The sequence below is a fragment of the Pseudomonas solani genome (assembly GCF_026072635.1).
Lineage (GTDB): Bacteria > Pseudomonadota > Gammaproteobacteria > Pseudomonadales > Pseudomonadaceae > Metapseudomonas > Metapseudomonas solani.
The window spans coordinates 4302047-4321551 of sequence record NZ_AP023081.1 but is presented as its reverse complement, the minus strand read 5'-3'; the positions used below and the strand labels follow the sequence as shown (position 1 = coordinate 4321551).

The window sequence follows — 19505 nt, the reverse complement described above, 5'->3', positions numbered from 1 at the left end:
ACTGGATCAGACCAGTTTTTCCAGCTCCGGTACGGCTTCGAACAGGTCAGCCACCAGGCCGTAGTCAGCCACCTGGAAGATCGGGGCTTCTTCGTCCTTGTTGATCGCGACGATGACCTTGGAGTCCTTCATGCCCGCCAGGTGCTGGATGGCACCGGAGATACCGACCGCAATGTACAGCTGCGGAGCGACGATCTTGCCGGTCTGGCCAACCTGCATGTCGTTCGGCACGAAGCCGGCGTCGACAGCGGCGCGGGAAGCACCGACGGCAGCGCCCAGCTTGTCGGCCAGGGCGTACAGGTGCTTGAAGTTGTCACCGTTCTGCATGCCACGGCCGCCGGAAACGACGATCTTGGCAGCGGTCAGTTCCGGACGGTCGGACTTGGCCAGCTCTTCGCCCACGAAGGCGGACTTGCCAGTGTCGCTACCAGCACCGACAGCTTCGATGGCAGCGGAACCGCCTTCAGCGGCAACCGGGTCGAAACCAGTGGTACGCACGGTGATGACCTTGACCGAAGCCGAGGACTGCACGGTGGCGATGGCGTTGCCGGCATAGATCGGGCGCTTGAAGGTATCGGCGCTTTCGACCGCAATGATCTCGGAGATCTGGTCAACGTCCAGCTGGGCGGCAACGCGCGGCAGGAAGTTTTTGCCGTTGGTGGTGGCGGGAGCCAGGATGTGGCTGTAGCCCTTGCCCAGTTCGGCGATCAGCGGCGCGACGTTTTCCGGCAGCTGATGGGCGAAGGCGGCGTTGTCGGCAACCAGGACCTTGGAAACGCCAGCGACCTTGGCAGCGGCTTCGGCAGCAGCGCCGACACCGGCACCAGCGACCAGGACGTGGATGTCGCCACCGATCTTCTGGGCAGCGGCAACGGTGTTCAGCGTGGCAGCGGCCAGGGCGGCATTGGTGTGTTCAGCGATAACCAGGATAGTCATTTAGATTACCTTCGCCTCGTTCTTCAGTTTCTCGACCAGTTCAGCCACGGACTTGACCTTGATGCCGGCGCTGCGGGCAGCAGGCGCTTCGACTTTCAGGGTCTTGACGGTGGAAGCGGTGGAAACGCCCAGGGCGTCCGGGGTGACCACGTCCAGCGGCTTTTTCTTGGCCTTCATGATGTTCGGCAGCGACGCATAGCGCGGCTCGTTCAGGCGCAGGTCGGTGGTGACGATAGCCGGCAGGTTCAGGGCTACGGTCTGCAGGCCGCCGTCGATCTCACGGGTGACGTTGACCTTGTCGCCAGCCACTTCGACCTTGGAAGCGAAGGTGCCCTGGGCGTAGCCGGTGAGGGCGCCGAGCATCTGCCCGGTCTGGTTGTTGTCGCTGTCGATGGCCTGTTTGCCAAGGATCACCAGTTGGGGCTGTTCCTTGTCGGTAACGGCTTTGAGCAGCTTGGCCACGGCCAGGGAGCTGAGCTCTTCTGCGCTCTCGACTAGGATGGCACGATCGGCACCAAGAGCCAGGGCGGTACGCAGCTGCTCTTGAGCAGTGGCCGGGCCGATGGTGACGACGACGATCTCAGTCGCCACGCCCTTTTCCTTCAGACGGACGGCTTCTTCCACGGCGATTTCGCAGAAGGGGTTCATCGACATCTTGACGTTGGCGAGGTCGACGCCGGAGTTGTCCGCCTTGACGCGAACCTTGACGTTGTAGTCGACCACTCGTTTGACAGCTACAAGAACCTTCATGGATTCCTCGTTACTCTCCGGTGAATAAGAATGTCGCCAAGGACAAGCCTCTGGCGGGTGATGCTCGTCGGCCGGAACCGACGGTCAGCCCATACGGCGAGCGCAAAACCGCCCGTATCTTGACCGTAACGCCTATTCCGGTCAATACGGGAAAATACCCCGCCATAAGCCGCAGAGCCTTATCCTATCAGGCTTCTACAAAATTCAAACAAACGTTTGTATTGGACCCGCCAAAGGGTGTGGATATAATGCGCCAGCTCTGGCCAGGGATCGAGCCTAGCCCTCCCTTATAAAATATCGAAGAGAGCCTTGAGGAGAATGACTGTGGAACGCGAATACATGGAATTCGACGTCGTCATCGTCGGTGCCGGCCCTGCGGGCCTGTCCGCTGCGTGCCGACTGAAGCAAAAGGCCGCCGAAGCTGGTCAGGAGATCAGCGTATGCGTGGTCGAGAAAGGCTCCGAAGTCGGTGCCCACATTCTCTCGGGTGCCGTGTTCGAACCGCGCGCTCTGAATGAACTGTTCCCTGACTGGAAAGAGCTTGGCGCCCCGCTGAACACTCCGGTCAAGCGCGACGACATCTATATGTTGAAAGATGCCGAAGGCGCCATCAAGGTTCCTGACCTCTTTGTGCCGAAAACCATGCACAACGAGGGCAACTACATCATCTCCCTGGGCAACCTGTGCCGCTGGCTGGCCCAGCAAGCCGAAGGCCTGGGCGTTGAAATCTACCCGGGCTTCGCTGCCCAGGAAGCCCTGATCGACGAGAACGGTGTGGTCCGCGGCATCATCACCGGCGACCTCGGCGTGGATCGCGAAGGCCATCCGAAGGAAGGCTACTACACCCCCGGCATGGAACTGCGTGGCAAGTACACCCTGTTCGCCGAAGGCTGCCGTGGCCACATCGGCAAGCAGCTGATCAAGAAGTACAACCTGGACTCCGACGCCGACGCCCAGCACTACGGCATCGGCATCAAGGAAATCTGGGACATCGACCCGGCCAAGCACGAGCAGGGCCTGGTGGTGCACACCGCCGGCTGGCCGCTGTCGGTCATGGGCACCGACAACACCGGTGGCTCCTTCCTTTATCACCTGGAGAACAACCAGGTGGTGGTCGGCCTGATCATCGACCTGTCCTACTCCAACCCGCACCTGTCGCCCTTCGACGAATTCCAGCGCTACAAGCACCACCCGGTGGTCAAGCAGTACCTGGAAGGCGGCAAGCGCGTCGCCTATGGCGCCCGCGCCATCTGCAAGGGCGGCCTGAACTCGCTGCCGAAGATGGTCTTCAAGGGCGGCGCCCTGATCGGCTGCGACCTGGGCACCCTGAACTTCGCAAAGATCAAGGGCAGCCACACCGCCATGAAGTCCGGCATGCTGGCGGCTGACGCCGTGGCCGAAGCGGTACTGGGCGGCAAGGAAGGCGGCGACGAGCTGACCACCTACGTCGAAGCGTTCAAGGCCAGCTGGCTGTACGACGAGCTGTTCCGCAGCCGTAACTTCGGCCCGGCCCTGCACAAGTTCGGCCCGGTCATCGGTGGCGGCCTGAACTGGCTCGACCAGAACATCTTCGGCGGCAAGATCCCCTTCACCCTGCACGACACCGTGCCGGACTACGCCTGCCTGAAGAAGGCCAGCGAAGCGCCGAAGATCAACTACCCGAAACCCGACGGCAAACTCAGCTTCGACAAGCTGAGCTCGGTATTCCTCTCCAACACCAACCATGAAGAGGAACAACCCTGCCACCTGAAGCTCACCGACCCGAGCATTCCGGTTGCCCAGAACCTGCCGCTCTATGACGAGCCTGCGCAGCGTTACTGCCCGGCCGGCGTGTACGAGATCGTGACCCAGGAAGACGGCGAGAAGCGCTTCCAGATCAACGCGCAGAACTGCGTCCACTGCAAGACCTGCGACATCAAGGACCCGGCCCAGAACATCACCTGGGTGGCGCCGGAAGGCACCGGGGGCCCGAACTACCCCAACATGTAAACGCGACAAACGAAAGAGGCCCCTCGGGGCCTTTTTTGTTGCCTGCGAAAAGACCCTGTCAGGGCTCCTCGCCAATGGGGAAGAACTGCCCGCCGGACCAAACACCCAGCCAGTTGCGGCCGTCGATCTCGCGCACCACGGCCAGCTCCACCAGTTGGTAGAAGACATTGCGATGGATCAACGCTTCCAGATTGGTGCGCACATGCACATAGGGTGCCGGCTCCTGGGTCACCGGATCGGTCTCGACACGGATCGGGTGCTCGGCGCCCGCCTCCACCTCGTCTTCCACGTTGGTGACGAAGCGCAGCACCTGTTCCTCGCCCTCCCCGCTCACCTCGACGCTCACCGCCACGAAGGGCGCGTCATCGACCGTGATGCCGACCTTCTCCACCGGCGTGACCAGGAAGTAGTCGTCACCATCGCGGCGGATGATGGTGGAGAACAGCTTGACCATCGGCTTGCGCCCGATGGGCGTGCCCAGGTAGAACCAGGTGCCGTCACGGGCGATGCGCATGTCGATATCGCCACAGAAATCGGGGTTCCACAGGTGCACCGGTGGCAGCCCCTTCTCCTTGGGGATCTGCGCCAGCAGGTCGCCGGCCTTGCCCGGGTCGTTCATCACATCCTCCTCAGCGGCCCAGCCCCATGAGGCTGCGCGCGTATTGTCTCAACGGCGGCCCGATCAGGTCTTCGGGCTTCTGGTCATGAAAGGTGAACAGGCCACCCCGGTGGGTGATCCGTGCCGTGTCCACCAGATAGCGGTTACCGGTTTCGATCAGCATCAACTGGATGACGCCGTTATCGACACCGAGCCGATCCACCGCCTCCTGATCCTCCCACTCCTCCACCGTGCCGATACGGTCATCGGCATCGGCGAAACGGCTGTAGAGCAGGTAGTTGGCACCCAGCGAACGCGCCTCGCTCATGGCCTGCTCGAGGCTCACCGGCTGGCTCGCACGACGCACCAGCGGGAAGTATTCGACGAAGCCCTTGAAGGCCTCTTCGGCCACCACGTTGGGCTTGGTGCGGGTCCCGCCCTGCGGGGAAAAACTGCTCTGGGCGATGTAGATGAACGAATCCGGCTGCAGCCGCCAGGACATGGAGCGATAGGTCTCGCTGTGGTCCAGCAGCCCGGCATCGCTCATCTGCTCGCGGGCGCCCAGGGTCATGTCGCTGACCTTCATGCAGCCCCCGAGGGCCATCAGCGCCAGCAACAGCATCAAACTACGCATTCTCGATCCTCCACGGCCGGCGACGAAAAACCGGCACTTGGCGCAACGATGCAGCTTCCGCGCCATCACGTACTCCGCCGCCAATGCGAGCTGCCCAGCAGCCCGGCACACGCCCTCGAGCGCCTGCCAGCGCGTCCGCGCAAGCCGCTCCCGCGCGTTGCGGCCCTGCGCCAGAGTGCGCAGCGGGCGTTCCATCCAGGGCACGGTACCGTCGAAACCCTGGCGCGAATCGGCGCCTGCAAGAGCTGACCCCGGGAGCCAGGAGACATTCAGGCAGCACAGCCTCCATCAACCGCGCCTGAATGTCGATATCGCGCCCCTCAAATCCCTTGAGCTTCGGCGCGCGGAGTGAAGCCTCCCAACGCCATCAAGGACTTCATCATGCGCTACCTGCTGCTTCCCGCCCTGCTCATCGCCAGCACCGCGGCCCTCGCCTTCCCCAGTGCACCACCGCCGAACGCTTCACCTGAACAACTCCAGGCACCGCTGAAGGAACAGGGCTGCCCGATCGACACGTTCAAGATCACGCCCGGCAACTGCTATGGGATCTACGGCTTCGACAAGGACAAGCACAACGCCGAAATCTATTACGCCCCGGTCACTGGCCAACCAGTCACGAGCCGGGTGGAAAACTGATGGGCGGGACGACCATCCGGCTTTGGGGCCCCGTCGTCCTCCTGTTCCATGCCTCGGTCGCCGGCGCCTTCTTCGCCAACCACCTGCTCACCGGAGAAGGCAACGCCTGGCACACCAGGCTGGGCGAACAGCTCCAGCTCCTCGCGCCCGGGTACCCCTGCAGGTGCAGGTACGGGGAGGCGTGGCGCTCCCCCAGGCTGCCGAAGTGAAGCAGGAACAACGACTCCCATTGCGAATGGATCATGTCTGGCTGCCAACGTGCGTTTCGATGGGGCGAGTACTCGCAACCAATCGGAATGGAGCCTGAAGCGGGCCCGAGTCGACGGCAGGCCGGCTGCAGGCGACGTCATTCGCCGGGAAGCCAGGCCAAGGGCCATCTATAGTGAGGAGGCAACAGCGAGTCGGCGTCCTCTCCATAGAGCGAATGATGTCACCGTGATACTGGACATAAGTACGCTGGCGCCTTTACGGAAAAAGACAGGAAAGTCAGGGCTCGATGCGCGCCGCCAAGGTCGCCTCGACCTCCAACCGGCGTGAGACTCGAGTGGATGAAGGCAAAGTCATGGATTCACATCGCCATCTGGATGGCAGCGGTACTGCTCTCGGGCCTGCTGCTCAGCGCGCTGGCCAGTTTCCAGCAGGTCCGGTCCATCGACAACCACGTGCAGCAGGCCCTGAAGGATGAAAGCCGCGAGGTCGAAGGCGACCTCATGTCGCGCCTGCGCATCTACGAGTTCCGCCTCAGGGGCTGGCGCGGCGCCATCCACATGCTGGGCATCGACAACGTCACCCTCGACCTGTTCACCCGCTACAGCCGGGCCCGCAATCTCCAGGAAGAATTCCCCGGGGCCCGCGGTTTCGGTTTCATCCGCCGGGTAAAGGTCAACGAGGAGGCGGACTTCCTGCGCCGGGTCAGGGCCGATGGCCAGCCGAACTTCACCCTGCACCAGTTCGCCCCCTTCCAGGGCGAGCGCTACGTGATCCAGTACATCGATCCGCCGGAGGTCAATATCGAAGCCATCGGCCTGGACATCGCCTCCGAGCCCCTGCGCCGGATCGCCGCGCAGCGCTCGATGCTCAGCGGCAAGGCCACGCTGACCGCCCCCATCACCTTCGTCAACGAATCCAGGGAGGCCTATCGCTCCTTCCTGTTCCTGCTACCCGTCTACAGCACCCCGGATACCCCTGCCGATCTCCCGTCCCGCCATGAGGAAATCCTCGGATGGAGCTATGCCCCGCTGGCGATGAGCGAGGTGATGACCGACCTCGACCTGCCCGTGGACAGCCTCCACCTGGCGATCTACGACAAGACCGACGCCCCGCAACGCAAGCTCATCTTCGAGACCCACCACCAGAGCCCGGATGGCGAGCTGGTCCAGACCTATAGCTTCGAACGCGAGGTCTATGGGCGGACCTGGCTGTTCCAGGTCAGCGCCCACGCGGCGTTCGTCGAGTCCCTGGACCCCGTACACCCCGCCAGGGTGTTCGTGGTCGGGCTGCTGGCCAGCCTCCTGCTCACCGGCATGGTCGGCACCCTGCTGCTGTCACGCCAGCGCCAGCACCAGGTGATGGCCGGCCAGGCGCGGCTGGCGACCATCGTCGAGAATTCCAGCGACGCGATCATCGGCGAGGCACTGGATGGCCGGATCATCACCTGGAACCGTGCCGCCGAGCAGATGTTCGGCTACACCGAGGCGGAGATCCTCGGCCGCCCCCTCGCCCCCCTGCTGGTCCCGCAGGAGCGCCTGGCCGAGGACGAAGCGCTGCTCGAACGCGTGGCGCGCGGGGAGCGCGGCCCGACGCTGGAAACCCAGCGCCTGCACAAGGAGGGTCGCCTGATCGATGTGACCATCACCTGCAGCCTGATCCGCGAGGCCGACGACAGCATCCTCGGCGCGGCGAAGCTGATGCACGACATCAGCGACCGCAAGCGCGCGGAGAACTACCTGCGCCAGTTCAACGCCAACCTCGAGCAACAGGTCAGCGAACGCACCGCCGAGCTCTCCCGGGTCGCGGGCCTGCTGCAGGCGGTGCTCGACGCCTCGTCCGAGGTGTCCATCATCGCCGTGGACATGCAGGGCGAGATCGTCGTCTTCAACCGGGGCGCGGAACTGCTGCTGGGCTATACCGCCGCCGAGATGATCGGCATCCGCAATCCCCTGGACTTCCACCTGCCAGAGGAAGTCCAGGCACGCGCAGCCGAACTCAGCCGCGAATACGGTCGCCCCATCGAGGGGATGGAGGTGTTCCGCTGCAAGTCCGACGAGCAAGGGGCCGAAACGCGCCAGTGGACCTATATCCGCAAGGACGGCTCGCAGATCCAGGTGTCCATGGTCATCACCTCCATCCGCACGGAGACCGGTGCGCTCATCGGCCACCTGGGCATCGCCCAGGACATCACCGAACGCCTGCGCAGCAGCGCCGAACTCCACGCCGCCAAAGCCTCGGCCGAAAGCGCCAACGCCGCCAAGAGCCTGTTCCTGGCGAACATGAGCCACGAGATCCGCACCCCTATGAATGCGGTCATCGGCATCGCCCACCTGTTGCAGGGCACGCGCCTGGACGAACAGCAGCAGAACCTGCTCGGCAAGCTGCAGATCGCCGGGCGCTCCCTGCTGGGGATCATCAACGACATCCTCGACATCGCCAAGATCGAGGCCGGCGAGATGCTTCTGGAGAACAGCCCGTTCCGCCCGCGCCGGCTGTTCGGCGACCTCGCCGAACTCTTCGCGCCCCAGGCCGAAGCCAAGGGCCTGCGGTTCGCGGTCAGGGCCGACGAGTTGCCCGAGCAACTCGCAGGCGATGCATTGCGCCTCAACCAGATCCTCATGAACCTGGTCGGCAACGCCCTCAAGTTCACGGCCGCCGGCGGTATCGAGGTCAATGTCGAGTGCACCCGCGAGACCGATGAGCGCTGCTGGCTCCGCATCAGTGTCCAGGACACCGGCTGCGGCATCGATGCCGAAGTGATCGAGCGGCTGTTCTCCCCCTTCACCCAGGCAGACACCTCCACCACCCGTCGCTTCGGCGGCACGGGGCTGGGCCTGTCGGTGGTACGCGGCCTGGCCGAGAAGATGGGCGGGACGGTCGGTGTGCGCAGCACCCTCGGGGTGGGCAGCGAGTTCTGGGTACGCCTGCCGTTCGATCCGATCATCGACGAACAGGCCCTGTCGGATAACGCGTCCAGCCTGGATGTGCTGGTGTTGAGCCAGGACGAGAGCGAACGCCAGCGACTCGCTCAGCTGTGCCGCTCCCTGGGCTGGCGAGCCACCCCATTATTCAGACGGGAAGGCCTGCTCGAACACCTCGGGCAACGGCTCGCAGGCCGCCATCCACTGGCCGATGTCCTGCTACTCGACCACTTGGCCGGCGACGATGTGCTGGAGACACTCGAACAGCTCAGGGCGCTGCTGGGACGCGAACGCATGCCCAGCAGCGTGGTGTTCTCGGCGCCACGGACATCGGCTGCACCCACCCTGGAAGATGCACTGGTGGACCATTACGCCCGAACGCCACTGGACGGCTCCGATCTCTACAACGCCATCGCTGCCGCCAGCCTCAGGCATCCCAACGGCCACGGCGAGAAACTGATCCACGCCACCGAGCTGGACATCACCCAGGCCCGGTGGCTGGAGGGCATAAGGCTGCTGCTGGTGGATGACAGCGACATCAACCTCGAGGTGGCCAGTCTCATGCTTCAACAGCAGGGCGCCGAGGTGCAGACCTGCATGAATGGCCGCCAGGCGCTGGATTGTCTGCGCGAGGACACCACCGCCTTCGATGTGGTGCTGATGGACCTGCACATGCCGGAAATGGACGGGTTCGAGGCCACCCGCCGACTGCGTGGCGAACTCGGCCTGCAACGACTACCCGTGCTCGCCCTGACCGCCGGAGCGTTGCCGGAAGAGCGTCGCCAGGCCAAGGCGGCCGGAATTGACGAGTTCCTCAGCAAACCCCTGGAACCCAAGGTGCTGATCCGCGCCATCCGCCGCGCGGTCCAGGACTCCCGGGGCGCTCCCCTACCCATACGTCCGATCGAGACGCCCACCGGGCCTTCCCGCCCATGGCCGACGATAGAAGGCATCGATACCGTTGAAGTCGCCCAGCGCATGAGTCACGACCTGGAGCTGTTCAACTCCTCGCTGCGACGGCTGTTCAGCGAGTTCCGCGAATTCCGCGACGACGAGGCGACCCAGCGACGCCTTCAGGACGACCCGCCCGGGCTGACAGCGCGCCTGCACAAGCTCAGAGGGGCGGCGGGGATGCTCGGTGCCCAGTGCCTTCACAAGCTTGCAGGTGAGGCGGAGACCCTGCTACGGATCGAACCCGACGCCCCAAACCTGCCGACACTGCTCGGGCAGTTGGTGGAGGCCTATCTAGAACTCGAACGCCAGACGGACGTCATCGAGGAGATCACCCTCCCCCGCAGCGACGCGGACCATCTGGCAGCGGGCCCCGCGCTGGCGAGACTGGTCGACCACCTGCGCGACCACGACATGGCCGCGCTGGAGCAGTTCGCCCAGGCATGCCCCGCCATCCAGGTTTCGAGCCAGGCACTGGCCGAGCAGGTCTGGCAGGCGATAGACAACCTGGACTTCGAGCAGGCGCTGCACCTGCTCGAATCCGCAGGCCTCGTGGCCAAGGAGTGACACCCATGGACTACACACCCTCCCTGCTGATCGTGGATGACGACACCTCGGCGATCCGCATCCTCAGCAAGGCGATCGGCCGTCTCGGCAAGGTCCGCTTCGCCACCAACGGCCCCGATGCACTCCGGGCGGCACGGGAGGAAAGGCCCGACCTGGTCCTGCTGGATGCCGAAATGCCCGGCATGGGCGGCTTCGAGGTCTGTGAACGGATGAAAACAGAAAAGGAGTTGCGCGACGTCCCGGTCATCTTCATCACCAGCCATACCGAGGCGAGCATGGAGGAAGCGGGCCTCGCCCTGGGCGCGGTGGACTTCATCGGCAAGCCCATACGCCCCGCCATCGTCAATGCGCGGGTGAAGACGCACCTGCACCTGAAGCTGGCCATGGACCGGCTCAACCTGCTGGCGCAAACCGACGGTCTGACAGGCCTGGCCAACCGCCGCTTCCTCGATCAGAACATCGAACGTGAATGGCTCAGGACCCGCCGCAACGGGCAGCCCTTCTCGTTGCTGCTGATGGATATCGACTACTTCAAACGCTACAACGACCGTAACGGCCACTTGCAGGGCGACCAGTGCCTGATCGCCGTCGCCCATGCCCTACGCGCCAGCATCAACAGGCCCGCCGACCTGGTGGCCCGCTATGGGGGTGAAGAGTTCGCCGTGCTATTTCCCGAAACCGACCATGTCGGTGCCTGCCGTATAGCCGACCAACTGGGGGACAGCGTCAGGCACTTGAATATCCCTCATCTCGACAGCCCCCACGGGAAAGTGACTGTTTCAATCGGCGTCGCCAGTTTCGATGAAGAAAGTCCCAGTTGGCCGCATTCCAGTGAAAGCAATGAAGTCGTACCGGATATCGCAAGGCTTCTCGAGTTTTCGGATGCCGCCTTGTACGAGGCCAAGGAAGCAGGACGGGATTGCAGCCGATTCAGGAACATCGAACTTGCAGCGTTATTGCCAGCGAGTGGTTCGGGTATCAAGAAAGGCTAGCGGTGTAAGGATCACAAGGGCCTGGATGATTACACGCGCTGTTGAAATCGCCGATGCGACACAGCTCGACAAGACGGGCCCTGCGCAATAGAGCGCTATCTGCAATCAATAACGGCAAGCGAATTCCAGTGCGAATTATTATCGACAATTCAACTAGCCACTAAAGTCTGATACCGCCTGTCGCCAATGGAAATACCATGAGAACAACTGGAAATACGCTAAAAGCACTTTGCCATCAGTGACCCAGGCATATGAACTTGCCATCGCGGTAACGTCACCCTGAGATGGCCGTATTCTTGAATTCACGCACTTTTCACGAACGGCTCGTTAAACATCCGCCCATGACCTAGACCTTCTACCGGGCATACCCATCGCTACACCCGTGCAACTTGGGAGATCATCATGCTGATTCGCTCTTTGCGTGTCTCCACCCGCATCAATGCAGGCTTTGCAGTGCTGGTCACCTTGTTGATGCTGGTCGGGGGCGGCTCCCTGATGCAGATGCACCAGATGCATGACAGCTCCCAAGCGGTCGATGGAAACTGGCTGCCCAGCATCGTCGCGATCAGCCACATGGACGAGGCGACCCTCCAGCTTCGAGCCTCCACGCTGCGGGCCCTGGTGACATTCGATGAAGCGGCCAAGGCCCGCCTCGTCACGGACGAAGCCACCCTGCAAAAAGCCCGGGACACCTACAGCAAACTGATTTCGAGCGACGAGGAGCAGAAGCTCTTCGATCGCTATGTCGAGCACCTGCGCGGCTACCTGGAGGTCCGCCGCGCAGTGATAGAACACTTGGCAGCCGGTGAGCGGGAAGAAGCCGAATCGATCGTCACCACCAGGCTCAATGAACTGGGCAGTGCGCTCAGCACCGACCTCAAGGCCTTGATCGAAATCAATGAGGAGGGAGCCAGGCAGGCCTCGACGGCCAGCAACTCCGCATTCCAACACGCCAACCTGCTGGTCTGGCTGATCCTCGCCGGGGCCGTCGGCCTGGCCGTCATCCTTGCCCTCCTCCTCTCGCGCAGCATCGTGAGGCCGCTGAACCAGGCGGTCGAAGTGGCGAGCCAGGTATCCCAGGGCGACCTGAGCCGTGACATTCCGGTTGAAGGGCACGACGAGGCGACCTCCCTCATGAGCGCCCTGCGCGGCATGCAGCAGAACCTGCGGCAGACCATCAGCCTCATCGCCGACTCCTCCACCCAGCTCGCCTCGGCCTCCGAGCAACTGCATGCGGTGACCGAAGACAGCAGCCGGGACCTCCTGCGGCAGAACCAGGAAATCGAGCAGGCGGCCACGGCCTGCAACCAGATGAGTGCGGCGGTGGATGGGGTGGCGCACAACGCGGCCACGACCATGGACGCCTCGCGCCAGGCCGACACCGCCACGCGCCATGGCCGCGAGCAGGTGGGTGAGACGGTGCGCTCGATCAACGCCCTGGCGACCGACGTGACCGGCAGCGCCGAGCGTGTCGAGAAGCTCGCCCGGCAGATGCAGGACGTCGGCAAGGTGCTCGATGTGATCCGCTCGATCGCCGAGCAGACCAACCTCCTGGCCCTCAACGCCGCCATCGAGGCCGCCCGTGCCGGCGAGCAGGGGCGCGGCTTCGCGGTGGTGGCCGATGAGGTTCGCCTGCTGGCACAGCGCACCCAGCAATCCACCCAGGAAATCGAGCAGATGGTGAACCAGCTGCAGCAGGAGGCCAGCGCCACCGTCGCCACGATGCAGAGCAGTTCGCGCCTGGCCCAGACGACGGTGGACCTCGCCCAGGCCGCCGATGGCAGCCTGGGCGACATCGCCCGGACCATCGCCTCGATCAACGAACAGAACGTCCAGGTCGCCAGCGCTGCCGAGCAACAGGCAGCTGTAGCACGCGAGGTCGACCGCAGCCTGGTCAACATCCGCGACCTGTCCACCCAGACCTCGGCGGGAGCCAGCCAGACCCGCTCCTCCAGCCAGGACCTGTCGCGCCTGGCCGTGGAGCTCAAGTCCGCCGTCGCCTCGTTCCGCCTGTGACGAGTCATATGCCGCCGGAGAATCACCGGCGCGATGGCGATGCGTTCCTGACTTCGAGGCGCTGCTGGCGGGCCAGGCGGACGACGAACGCAATCTCACGACCTGAATCGCGCAAGCTGCGTTTAACGGCACAGGGCGTACGGGCGCTCAACCGCCAATGATCTTCATGACGGTGACGCCGCCGGAGAAGGCGATGTCCTGCTTGTCCGCCAGGGCCTTCACCAACAGCCGCTGCAGCCCGGGCAGGGCCTGGTGGCGCGGCTTCTCCAGCAGGTCGCCGACGTAGTGGCGGTTGCTCGACGACAGGCAGCCATGCAGCCACCCAGTTGAAGACAGGCGCAGGCGCGAACAGGTGCGGCAGAAAGGCACGCTTTCGTTGGCGATGATGCCGAAGTGGCCGAGGCCGGGTATCTGGTAGCGCAGCGCGGTGGCATCCACCGGCGCCTCGGCCTGGACGAATTCGTGGCGTTCGCCGATCAGGGCGAGCAGTTCGTCGAGCCCGATGAACTGTTGCTGGAAGCCGACGCCATCACGGGCCAAATGGCCCATGCGCATCAGCTCGATGAAACGCAGCTCGAAACCGTTTTCCAGGCAGTACTCCAGCAGCGGCAGGACCTGATCGAGGTTCTGCCCGCGCAGGGGCACCATGTTGAGCTTGATCTTCAGCCCCGCCGCTTTCGCATCGGCCAGCCCCTGCAGCACGGTCTTCAGGTCGCCGCCACGGGCGATGCCACGGAAGGCGTCCGCGTCGAGGGTGTCCAGGGAAACATTGATACGGCGAATGCCGCAATCGACCAGCAACGGCAGCTTGCGCGAAAGCAGCTGGCCATTGGTGGTGAGGCTGATGTCGTCGAGGCCGAGGCAGCTGACGCCACGAAGGAAGTGGTCGAGCTTGGGGCTCACCAGCGGCTCGCCACCGGTGATGCGCAAACGCTCGATGCCGGCGGCTTCCATCAGGTAGGAGACACCGCGCACCATGGCTTCGGCGGAGAGTTCGTCCTGCGCCGCGACCAGGCGCTTGCCATCCGGCACGCAGTAGGTGCACGCGTAGTTGCAGGCGGCGGTGAGGCTGATGCGCAGGTTGCGGAAGCGCCTGCCTTGGCGGTCGACGATCATGGGGCGCTCCGACGGGGGACAGGGCGCAGTATATCGCTGCGCCCCATCCTGTCCCATGGCTTAGCAGCCGGGACCAGAAGGATCACTCAGCCCGATGGCGCGTCATTCTCGCGCTTGCGCTTGTTGCCCATGCGCACGCCGATATCCATGAGGAACTGGAAGAAGCCTTCCTGATCTTCCAGGACGTTGCTCCAGAACGGCGAGTGGTAGAGCGCCACGGCGCCATGCACCAGGGCCCAGGCCGCGCAGTAGTGGAAATAGGGCGGCACGTCTTCCAGCTTGCCTTCGGCGATGCGGCCCTTGATCAGCTGGGTCAGGCGCTCGAAGTTGGAGGCACGGATCTTGTGCAGCTGCTCGACCATCTCGGGCACCTGGCTGTTCTTCACCACCTTCTCTTCCAGGCGGTCGAACAGGCGGTAGCGCTGCGGGTCGCGCATGCGGAACTCGAAGTAGGCGCGCGACAACGCTTCCTTGTCACGGTCCACGTCCGCGGAATGCAGCAGCTCGTTCAGGTCACGCTCGTAGTCGAGCATCAGGCGCAGGTAGATCTCCGCCTTGGACTTGAAGTGCTTGTAGATGGTGCCTTTGCCGATGCCCACCGCGTCGGCGATCATCTCGACGGTGACGCTGTCTTCACCCTGCTCGAGGAACAGTTTCAGAGCGGTGTCGAGGATTTCCTGCTCGCGGCGGCGAAACTCACGGACTTTACGGGGTTCTTTCTGCATAAAGGGACTGTAGGGTCAAAAATCAAGCCGGGTATTATGCCTAACTAGCGCCAAAATGCACGGATCATCCGACTATGAGCCTATTGCCAGATGGGTTCTGCATGTTTCAGCACCCCACCTGAACGGCAGGAAACCGCGAACCAGAAGGGTTCCAGGGGTTACACGGGTGAACGCCAAGCCATCAGGCAGTGGGCTTTCAAGCCGTCTCCCCACCCTACTTACGCAAAAAGAACTGAGCTCCTGCAGCAATCCGGGGTGCGACCATTGAGCGCAGCCCGGTCAGGAACAGGCGGAGCCGTCACACCCAGGTGCCAACCCTGCAAGCAGACGCTTGAGGACTCAGCCGCCTTCCGCGTATTCCAAATCTGTTTAAAAAACGAGCAGCGGCATCTGGACGCAGGGGGATATTGGCCAATACTCAAATGACTGGCGTGCGGCATCTCCCCCCAAGTGCCCCGTCAGTCGAGGTACCGAGGATCGCGTACCTTTGTTTTACTCCTAATGGTCTTGACCCGGATTCATCCCCCAGAACCCGGGTTTTTTTTGCCCGCGAGTTTTAGCCCGCCAGGCGCGCCAGGGGGAACAGGCGCTGGAAGTTCTCAGTGGTCTGCTCGGCGAAGCGCTCGAACTCCACGCCCCTCAGTTGCGCCAGGAACTCGGCGACCTCACGCACGTACTGCGGGAGGTTCGGCTTGCCGCGGTGGGGGATGGGCGCGAGGTAAGGCGAATCGGTTTCCACCAGCAGGCGGTCGGCAGGCACCTGCCGCGCCACGTCGCGCAGCGCGTCGGCATTGCGGAAGGTGACGATGCCGGAAAGCGAGATGTAGAAACCGATATCCAGCGCCGCCTTGGCCATCTCCCAATCCTCGGTGAAGCAATGCAGCACGCCCGCCTGGGGCAGCGCCGCCTCGCGCAGCAGCGCCAGGGTATCGGCGCGGGCCTCGCGGGTGTGCACGATCACCGGCTTGCCGGTGATGCTCGCGGCTTCCAGATGAAGGCGGAAGGCCTGCTGCTGCAGTTCGGCGGCTTCGGGCTCGTAGTGGTAATCGAGGCCGGTTTCACCGATGGCGGCGACGCGGGGGTGGTCCAGCTCGCCCAGCAGCCAATCCAGTGCAGGCGCTTCACCGGGAGCGAGATCCAGCGGGTGGACGCCGACCGAGCAGTGCACGTCGGCGTAGCGACTGGCCAGGTCCTTGACCGCAGCGGCGTTGTCGGCGCTGACGCCGATGCAGAGGAAATGCCCGACGCCACGGGCGCGTGCAGCATCCAGCGTCGCATCGAGGGAACCGCCATGGGCGGCAAGATCGAGGCGATCGAGGTGACAGTGGGAATCGACCAGCATGTTTCGGATCACTTGAACGTCAGGAGAGGCGCCGACCGGAGTCGACGCGGTGGGCGGGAGCCCTTCTTACATGGTGTGGGTCGGGCGGTCCGACTTGAGGGCGCCGGCGAGGTAGGTCTCGATCTTGTTGCGAGCACCGGTGTCGCCATCGTTGAACTGTACGCCGATACCGGCGGCACGGTTGCCTTGTGCCCCCTTGGGGGTAATCCAGACGACCTTGCCGGCCACCGGGATTTTCTCCTGCTCGTCCATGAGGTTGAGGAGCATGAACACTTCGTCGCCGAGCTTGTAGCTCTTGTTCGTCGGGATGAACAGGCCGCCGTTCTTGATGAAGGGCATATAGGCGGCATACAGCACGGACTTGTCCTTGATGGTCAAGGACAGAATCCCGTTACGCGGGCCCAGATTGGGTGGCAGGCTCATGCGGCTTTCCTGGCTAGCTGGCTCAGCGGTGGATTCTAGCCCGGTCCGGGCAGGCTTGCCCACTGCACCAGCAAGGCTTCGAGAAGCAAGACACGGTTGAGGTTGGCCTTGCCGAGCACCTTCTGCCGCTGCTGCAGCAACCAGTCCTGGAACGCCAGCACCTTGTGCTGGGGCGCCTTGTCGGCGAGGTACTGGACCACCTTGCGCATGTCGGCCAGGCCCAGGCCTTGCTCGTCATGGGTCAGCTGGTAGCGCAGCATCAGTTGCGCCCAGTCGCAGAACCAGTCGAACAACAGGATCAGCGGCACCGCGTTCCAGCCTTCGGCCAGTGCGCTCGCCCCCACCTGCTGCTTGATCAGTTTCTTCACCCCATCCACCACCTGGGCGCGCTGCTCGAGCACGGCCTGCCCATGCAGACGCTGGGCGGTGAGCGGCGAACCGCCCGCCAGCACCAGCAGGTCACGACGGATCTGTTCTTCGGTATCCGGCAGTGCGCGCGCGAGCCAGGCCAGGCTGTCGGCCTCACCCGGCAACGGGCAGGCCTGCTGGACGCAACGGCTCTTGATGGTGGGCAGGAGCCGGCTGGGCTGGTGGCTGATGAGCAACAGAACGGTGTCGCCCGACGGCTCCTCAAGGCTTTTCAGCAAGGCGTTGGCGGAGTTCAGGTTCATCGCCTCGGCCGGCTCCAGAAGCACCACCTTGCGCCCGCCAAGCTGCGCCGTTTGCACGACGAAGCCGACCAGCTCACGAACCTGATCGACCTTGATCGCCTTGTCCGCTTCTTCCGGCTCCAGCACGAAGTTATCCGGGTGGGTGCCGGCGGCCAGCAGGTAGCAGGATTTGCACTGCCCGCAGGCATCCAGGCCCTGGGGCTTCTGGCACAGCAGGCGTGCCATCAGGCGCTCGGCCAGGGCGCGCTTGCCGATACCGGCGGGCCCGTGCAGCAGATAGGCATGGGCGTGACGCGGCCGACCGGCCAGGTGCTGCCAGAGGGATTCCTGCCAGGGATAGGCTTCAGCCACGGCAACGCTCCAGCAGTTCGGGCAGCAAGGCCTCCAGGGCCTCCTGCACGCTCACCAGGGAGGCGGCGGCGTCGAGTACGTGGTAACGCTGCGGGGCAGCAGCGGCGCGCTGCAGGTAGGTCTGGCGCACCGCCTCGAAGAACCCACGGTCCTCCTGCTCGAAGCGATCCAGGCGGCCACGGGCGGCAGCACGACTGAGGCCGACGTCCACCGGCAGGTCGAAGACCAGGGTCAGGTCCGGGCGCAGCTCACCCTGGACGAAGGCTTCCAGTTGCGCGATGCGCTCCACCGGGAGCCCGCGACCACCGCCCTGGTAGGCGTAGGTGGCATCGGTGAAGCGATCACAGAGCACCACCTGGCCACGGGCCAGGGCCGGGCGGATGACGCCGGCGATGTGCTGGGCACGGGCGGCGAACATGAGCAGCAGCTCGGTATCGGCGGCCATGGCCTCGTCACTGGGTGCCAGCAGCAGCTCACGGATGCGCTCGGCGAGGGGCGTACCGCCAGGCTCACGGGTCAGCACTACATCGATGCCATGGCTGCGCAGGCGTTCGGCGAGGAAGTCGCGGTTGGTGCTCTTGCCGGCCCCTTCGGGGCCTTCGAGCGTAATGAACAGACCGCTCACGGGGTGTCCTTGTTGGTAATGGGCGCGGGGCTGGACCGGTAGTCCGCCCGTCGCTTCAACTGATATTCGCGCACCGCCTGGTTGTGGGCGGCGAGCGACTCGGAAAATACATGGCTGCCGTCGCCACGGGCGACGAAGTAGAGGCTCTTGCCTTCCACCGGGTGCAGGGCGGCATGGATGGCCTCACGCCCGACCATGGCGATGGGCGTCGGCGGCATGCCGGCGATCACGTAGGTGTTGTAAGGCGTGGCCTCGCGCAGGTGGGCACGGGTGATCTTGCCGGCATAGCGCTCGCCCAGGCCGTAGATGACGGTGGGGTCGGTCTGCAGCAGCATGCCCATCTGCAGGCGTCGCACGAAGACGCCGGCGATCTGCCCGCGCTCGCTGGGTACGCCGGTTTCCTTCTCCACCATCGAGGCCATGATCAGCGCCTGGTAGGGATCGGCATAGGGAAGCTTGTCCGCGCGCTTTTCCCATTCGTCCTGCAGCACCTGCTCAAGGCGTTGATGCGCCTGCTTGAGCAGGTCGATGTCACGCATGCCGCGCACATAGCGGTAGGTGTCGGGGAAGAAACGCCCCTCGGGGTGCTGGCCCTCCAGGCCAAGGCGCTTCATCAGCTCCTCGTCGCTGACATCGGCCAGGGTCTGTTCCAGCTTCACCTGCTTGGCCAAGGCCGTGCGTAGTTGGCGGAAGTTCCAGCCCTCCACCAGGGTCAGGCTGTACTGCACCACCTCGGCACGCTGCCAGAGACCAAGCAGTTGTGCTGCGTTCATCCCCGGCGCCATGCGGTATTCGCCGCTGTGCAAGGATTGGCCGGCGAGGTTGAAGCGCCAGTATTGGCGCAGCCAGAAGGCCCCTTGAATGACCCCCTCCTCTTCCAGTCGATTGAGCAGGCCGCCAGGGGTCGAGCCGGCCGGCACGTCGAGCAACTGCTCTTCGGTCAGCACGAGTGGCTGCTCCAGGGCTTCACGCTGCTGCCAACCGGCAAACGCGAACGCGAGGCCGCCGAGGATTAGGCCACTCTGCAGCAGCACGAGCAATTTGCGTATCAC

General features: G+C 64.0%; 16 protein-coding genes. 5 read left to right on the top strand and 11 right to left on the bottom strand.

Annotated elements, in window-relative coordinates; translation table 11 throughout:
• Window positions 1–6: 6 nt before the first annotated feature.
• Both PSm6_RS19705 and PSm6_RS19700 read right to left on the bottom strand, forming a co-directional pair.
• Window positions 7–936 carry an electron transfer flavoprotein subunit alpha/FixB family protein gene (locus tag PSm6_RS19705; protein ID WP_265168016.1) on the bottom strand — a complete coding sequence of 310 codons (930 nt, stop codon included), beginning with the start codon at window positions 934–936 and terminating at the stop codon, window positions 7–9.
• Window positions 937–1686, bottom strand: a complete 750-nt coding sequence (locus PSm6_RS19700) for an electron transfer flavoprotein subunit beta/FixA family protein (RefSeq protein ID WP_031287067.1) — start codon at window positions 1684–1686, stop codon at window positions 937–939.
• Between the two features lie 324 nt (window positions 1687–2010).
• On the opposite strand from PSm6_RS19700, the gene PSm6_RS19695 reads away from it, so the two are divergent.
• Window positions 2011–3675: an electron transfer flavoprotein-ubiquinone oxidoreductase gene (locus PSm6_RS19695; protein ID WP_265168015.1), complete on the top strand. Its 1665-nt coding sequence runs from the start codon at window positions 2011–2013 to the stop codon at window positions 3673–3675.
• Window positions 3676–3733: 58 nt separating this feature from the next.
• Here PSm6_RS19695 and PSm6_RS19690 read toward each other — a convergent pair whose 3' ends face one another.
• Window positions 3734–4294, bottom strand: a complete 561-nt coding sequence (locus PSm6_RS19690; protein WP_265168014.1) for a DUF1285 domain-containing protein — start codon at window positions 4292–4294, stop codon at window positions 3734–3736.
• Between the two features lie 10 nt (window positions 4295–4304).
• A complete protein-coding gene (locus PSm6_RS19685) occupies window positions 4305–4907 on the bottom strand; it encodes a DUF4823 domain-containing protein (protein WP_031287068.1) in 603 nt (200 codons plus the stop codon).
• A gap of 381 nt (window positions 4908–5288) precedes the next feature.
• On the opposite strand from PSm6_RS19685, the gene PSm6_RS19680 reads away from it, so the two are divergent.
• The 4 genes from PSm6_RS19680 (at window position 5289) to PSm6_RS19665 (ending at window position 13200) form a co-directional block, all read left to right on the top strand.
• Complete coding sequence (locus PSm6_RS19680; protein ID WP_265168013.1) at window positions 5289–5543, top strand: PepSY domain-containing protein; 255 nt, start codon at window positions 5289–5291, stop codon at window positions 5541–5543.
• A 548-nt stretch (window positions 5544–6091) separates the two neighbouring features.
• A complete protein-coding gene (locus PSm6_RS19675) occupies window positions 6092–10192 on the top strand; it encodes a CHASE domain-containing hybrid sensor histidine kinase/response regulator (protein ID WP_031287070.1) in 4101 nt (1366 codons plus the stop codon).
• A 5-nt stretch (window positions 10193–10197) separates the two neighbouring features.
• A complete protein-coding gene (locus tag PSm6_RS19670) occupies window positions 10198–11184 on the top strand; it encodes a GGDEF domain-containing response regulator (RefSeq protein ID WP_021217598.1) in 987 nt (328 codons plus the stop codon).
• A gap of 402 nt (window positions 11185–11586) precedes the next feature.
• Window positions 11587–13200 (top strand): methyl-accepting chemotaxis protein, encoded by a 1614-nt coding sequence (locus PSm6_RS19665; RefSeq protein ID WP_265168012.1) that lies wholly within the window; start codon window positions 11587–11589, stop codon window positions 13198–13200.
• 147 nt (window positions 13201–13347) lie between these two features.
• On the opposite strand, the gene PSm6_RS19660 is transcribed toward PSm6_RS19665, so the two are convergent.
• The 7 genes from PSm6_RS19660 to mltG all read right to left on the bottom strand — a co-directional run bounded on the left by PSm6_RS19660 (window position 13348) and on the right by mltG (window position 19505).
• Window positions 13348–14316, bottom strand: coding sequence for a GTP 3',8-cyclase MoaA (locus PSm6_RS19660; protein WP_021217600.1), 969 nt, complete (start codon window positions 14314–14316; stop codon window positions 13348–13350).
• An 86-nt stretch (window positions 14317–14402) separates the two neighbouring features.
• On the bottom strand, window positions 14403–15041 hold the full coding sequence (locus tag PSm6_RS19655) for a TetR/AcrR family transcriptional regulator (protein WP_021217601.1): 639 nt from the start codon (window positions 15039–15041) through the stop codon (window positions 14403–14405).
• Between the two features lie 556 nt (window positions 15042–15597).
• Complete coding sequence (locus tag PSm6_RS19650; RefSeq protein ID WP_265168011.1) at window positions 15598–16383, bottom strand: TatD family hydrolase; 786 nt, start codon at window positions 16381–16383, stop codon at window positions 15598–15600.
• 66 nt (window positions 16384–16449) lie between these two features.
• Window positions 16450–16806, bottom strand: a complete 357-nt coding sequence (locus PSm6_RS19645; protein WP_021217603.1) for a PilZ domain-containing protein — start codon at window positions 16804–16806, stop codon at window positions 16450–16452.
• A 35-nt stretch (window positions 16807–16841) separates the two neighbouring features.
• On the bottom strand, window positions 16842–17828 hold the full coding sequence (locus PSm6_RS19640) for a DNA polymerase III subunit delta' (RefSeq protein WP_021217604.1): 987 nt from the start codon (window positions 17826–17828) through the stop codon (window positions 16842–16844).
• Window positions 17821–18453, bottom strand: coding sequence for a dTMP kinase (gene tmk, locus PSm6_RS19635; RefSeq protein WP_265168010.1), 633 nt, complete (start codon window positions 18451–18453; stop codon window positions 17821–17823). Before tmk ends, PSm6_RS19640 begins: the two co-directional genes overlap by 8 nt.
• Window positions 18450–19505 carry an endolytic transglycosylase MltG gene (gene mltG, locus PSm6_RS19630; RefSeq protein ID WP_265168009.1) on the bottom strand — a complete coding sequence of 352 codons (1056 nt, stop codon included), beginning with the start codon at window positions 19503–19505 and terminating at the stop codon, window positions 18450–18452. Before mltG ends, tmk begins: the two co-directional genes overlap by 4 nt.

Excerpts from the sequence above, each read along its gene's own strand:
- PSm6_RS19705 (WP_265168016.1), bottom strand. The coding sequence starts at position 936 with ATGACTATCCTGGTTATCGCTGAACACACCAATGCCGCCCTGGCCGCT.
- PSm6_RS19700 (WP_031287067.1), bottom strand. The coding sequence starts at position 1,686 with ATGAAGGTTCTTGTAGCTGTCAAACGAGTGGTCGACTACAACGTCAAG.
- PSm6_RS19690 (WP_265168014.1), bottom strand. The coding sequence starts at position 4,294 with ATGAACGACCCGGGCAAGGCCGGCGACCTGCTGGCGCAGATCCCCAAG.
- PSm6_RS19685 (WP_031287068.1), bottom strand. The coding sequence starts at position 4,907 with ATGCGTAGTTTGATGCTGTTGCTGGCGCTGATGGCCCTCGGGGGCTGC.
- PSm6_RS19680 (WP_265168013.1), top strand. The coding sequence starts at position 5,289 with ATGCGCTACCTGCTGCTTCCCGCCCTGCTCATCGCCAGCACCGCGGCC.
- PSm6_RS19675 (WP_031287070.1), top strand. The coding sequence starts at position 6,092 with ATGAAGGCAAAGTCATGGATTCACATCGCCATCTGGATGGCAGCGGTA.
- PSm6_RS19670 (WP_021217598.1), top strand. The coding sequence starts at position 10,198 with ATGGACTACACACCCTCCCTGCTGATCGTGGATGACGACACCTCGGCG.
- PSm6_RS19665 (WP_265168012.1), top strand. The coding sequence starts at position 11,587 with ATGCTGATTCGCTCTTTGCGTGTCTCCACCCGCATCAATGCAGGCTTT.
- PSm6_RS19660 (WP_021217600.1), bottom strand. The coding sequence starts at position 14,316 with ATGATCGTCGACCGCCAAGGCAGGCGCTTCCGCAACCTGCGCATCAGC.
- PSm6_RS19655 (WP_021217601.1), bottom strand. The coding sequence starts at position 15,041 with ATGCAGAAAGAACCCCGTAAAGTCCGTGAGTTTCGCCGCCGCGAGCAG.
- PSm6_RS19650 (WP_265168011.1), bottom strand. The coding sequence starts at position 16,383 with ATGCTGGTCGATTCCCACTGTCACCTCGATCGCCTCGATCTTGCCGCC.
- PSm6_RS19645 (WP_021217603.1), bottom strand. The coding sequence starts at position 16,806 with ATGAGCCTGCCACCCAATCTGGGCCCGCGTAACGGGATTCTGTCCTTG.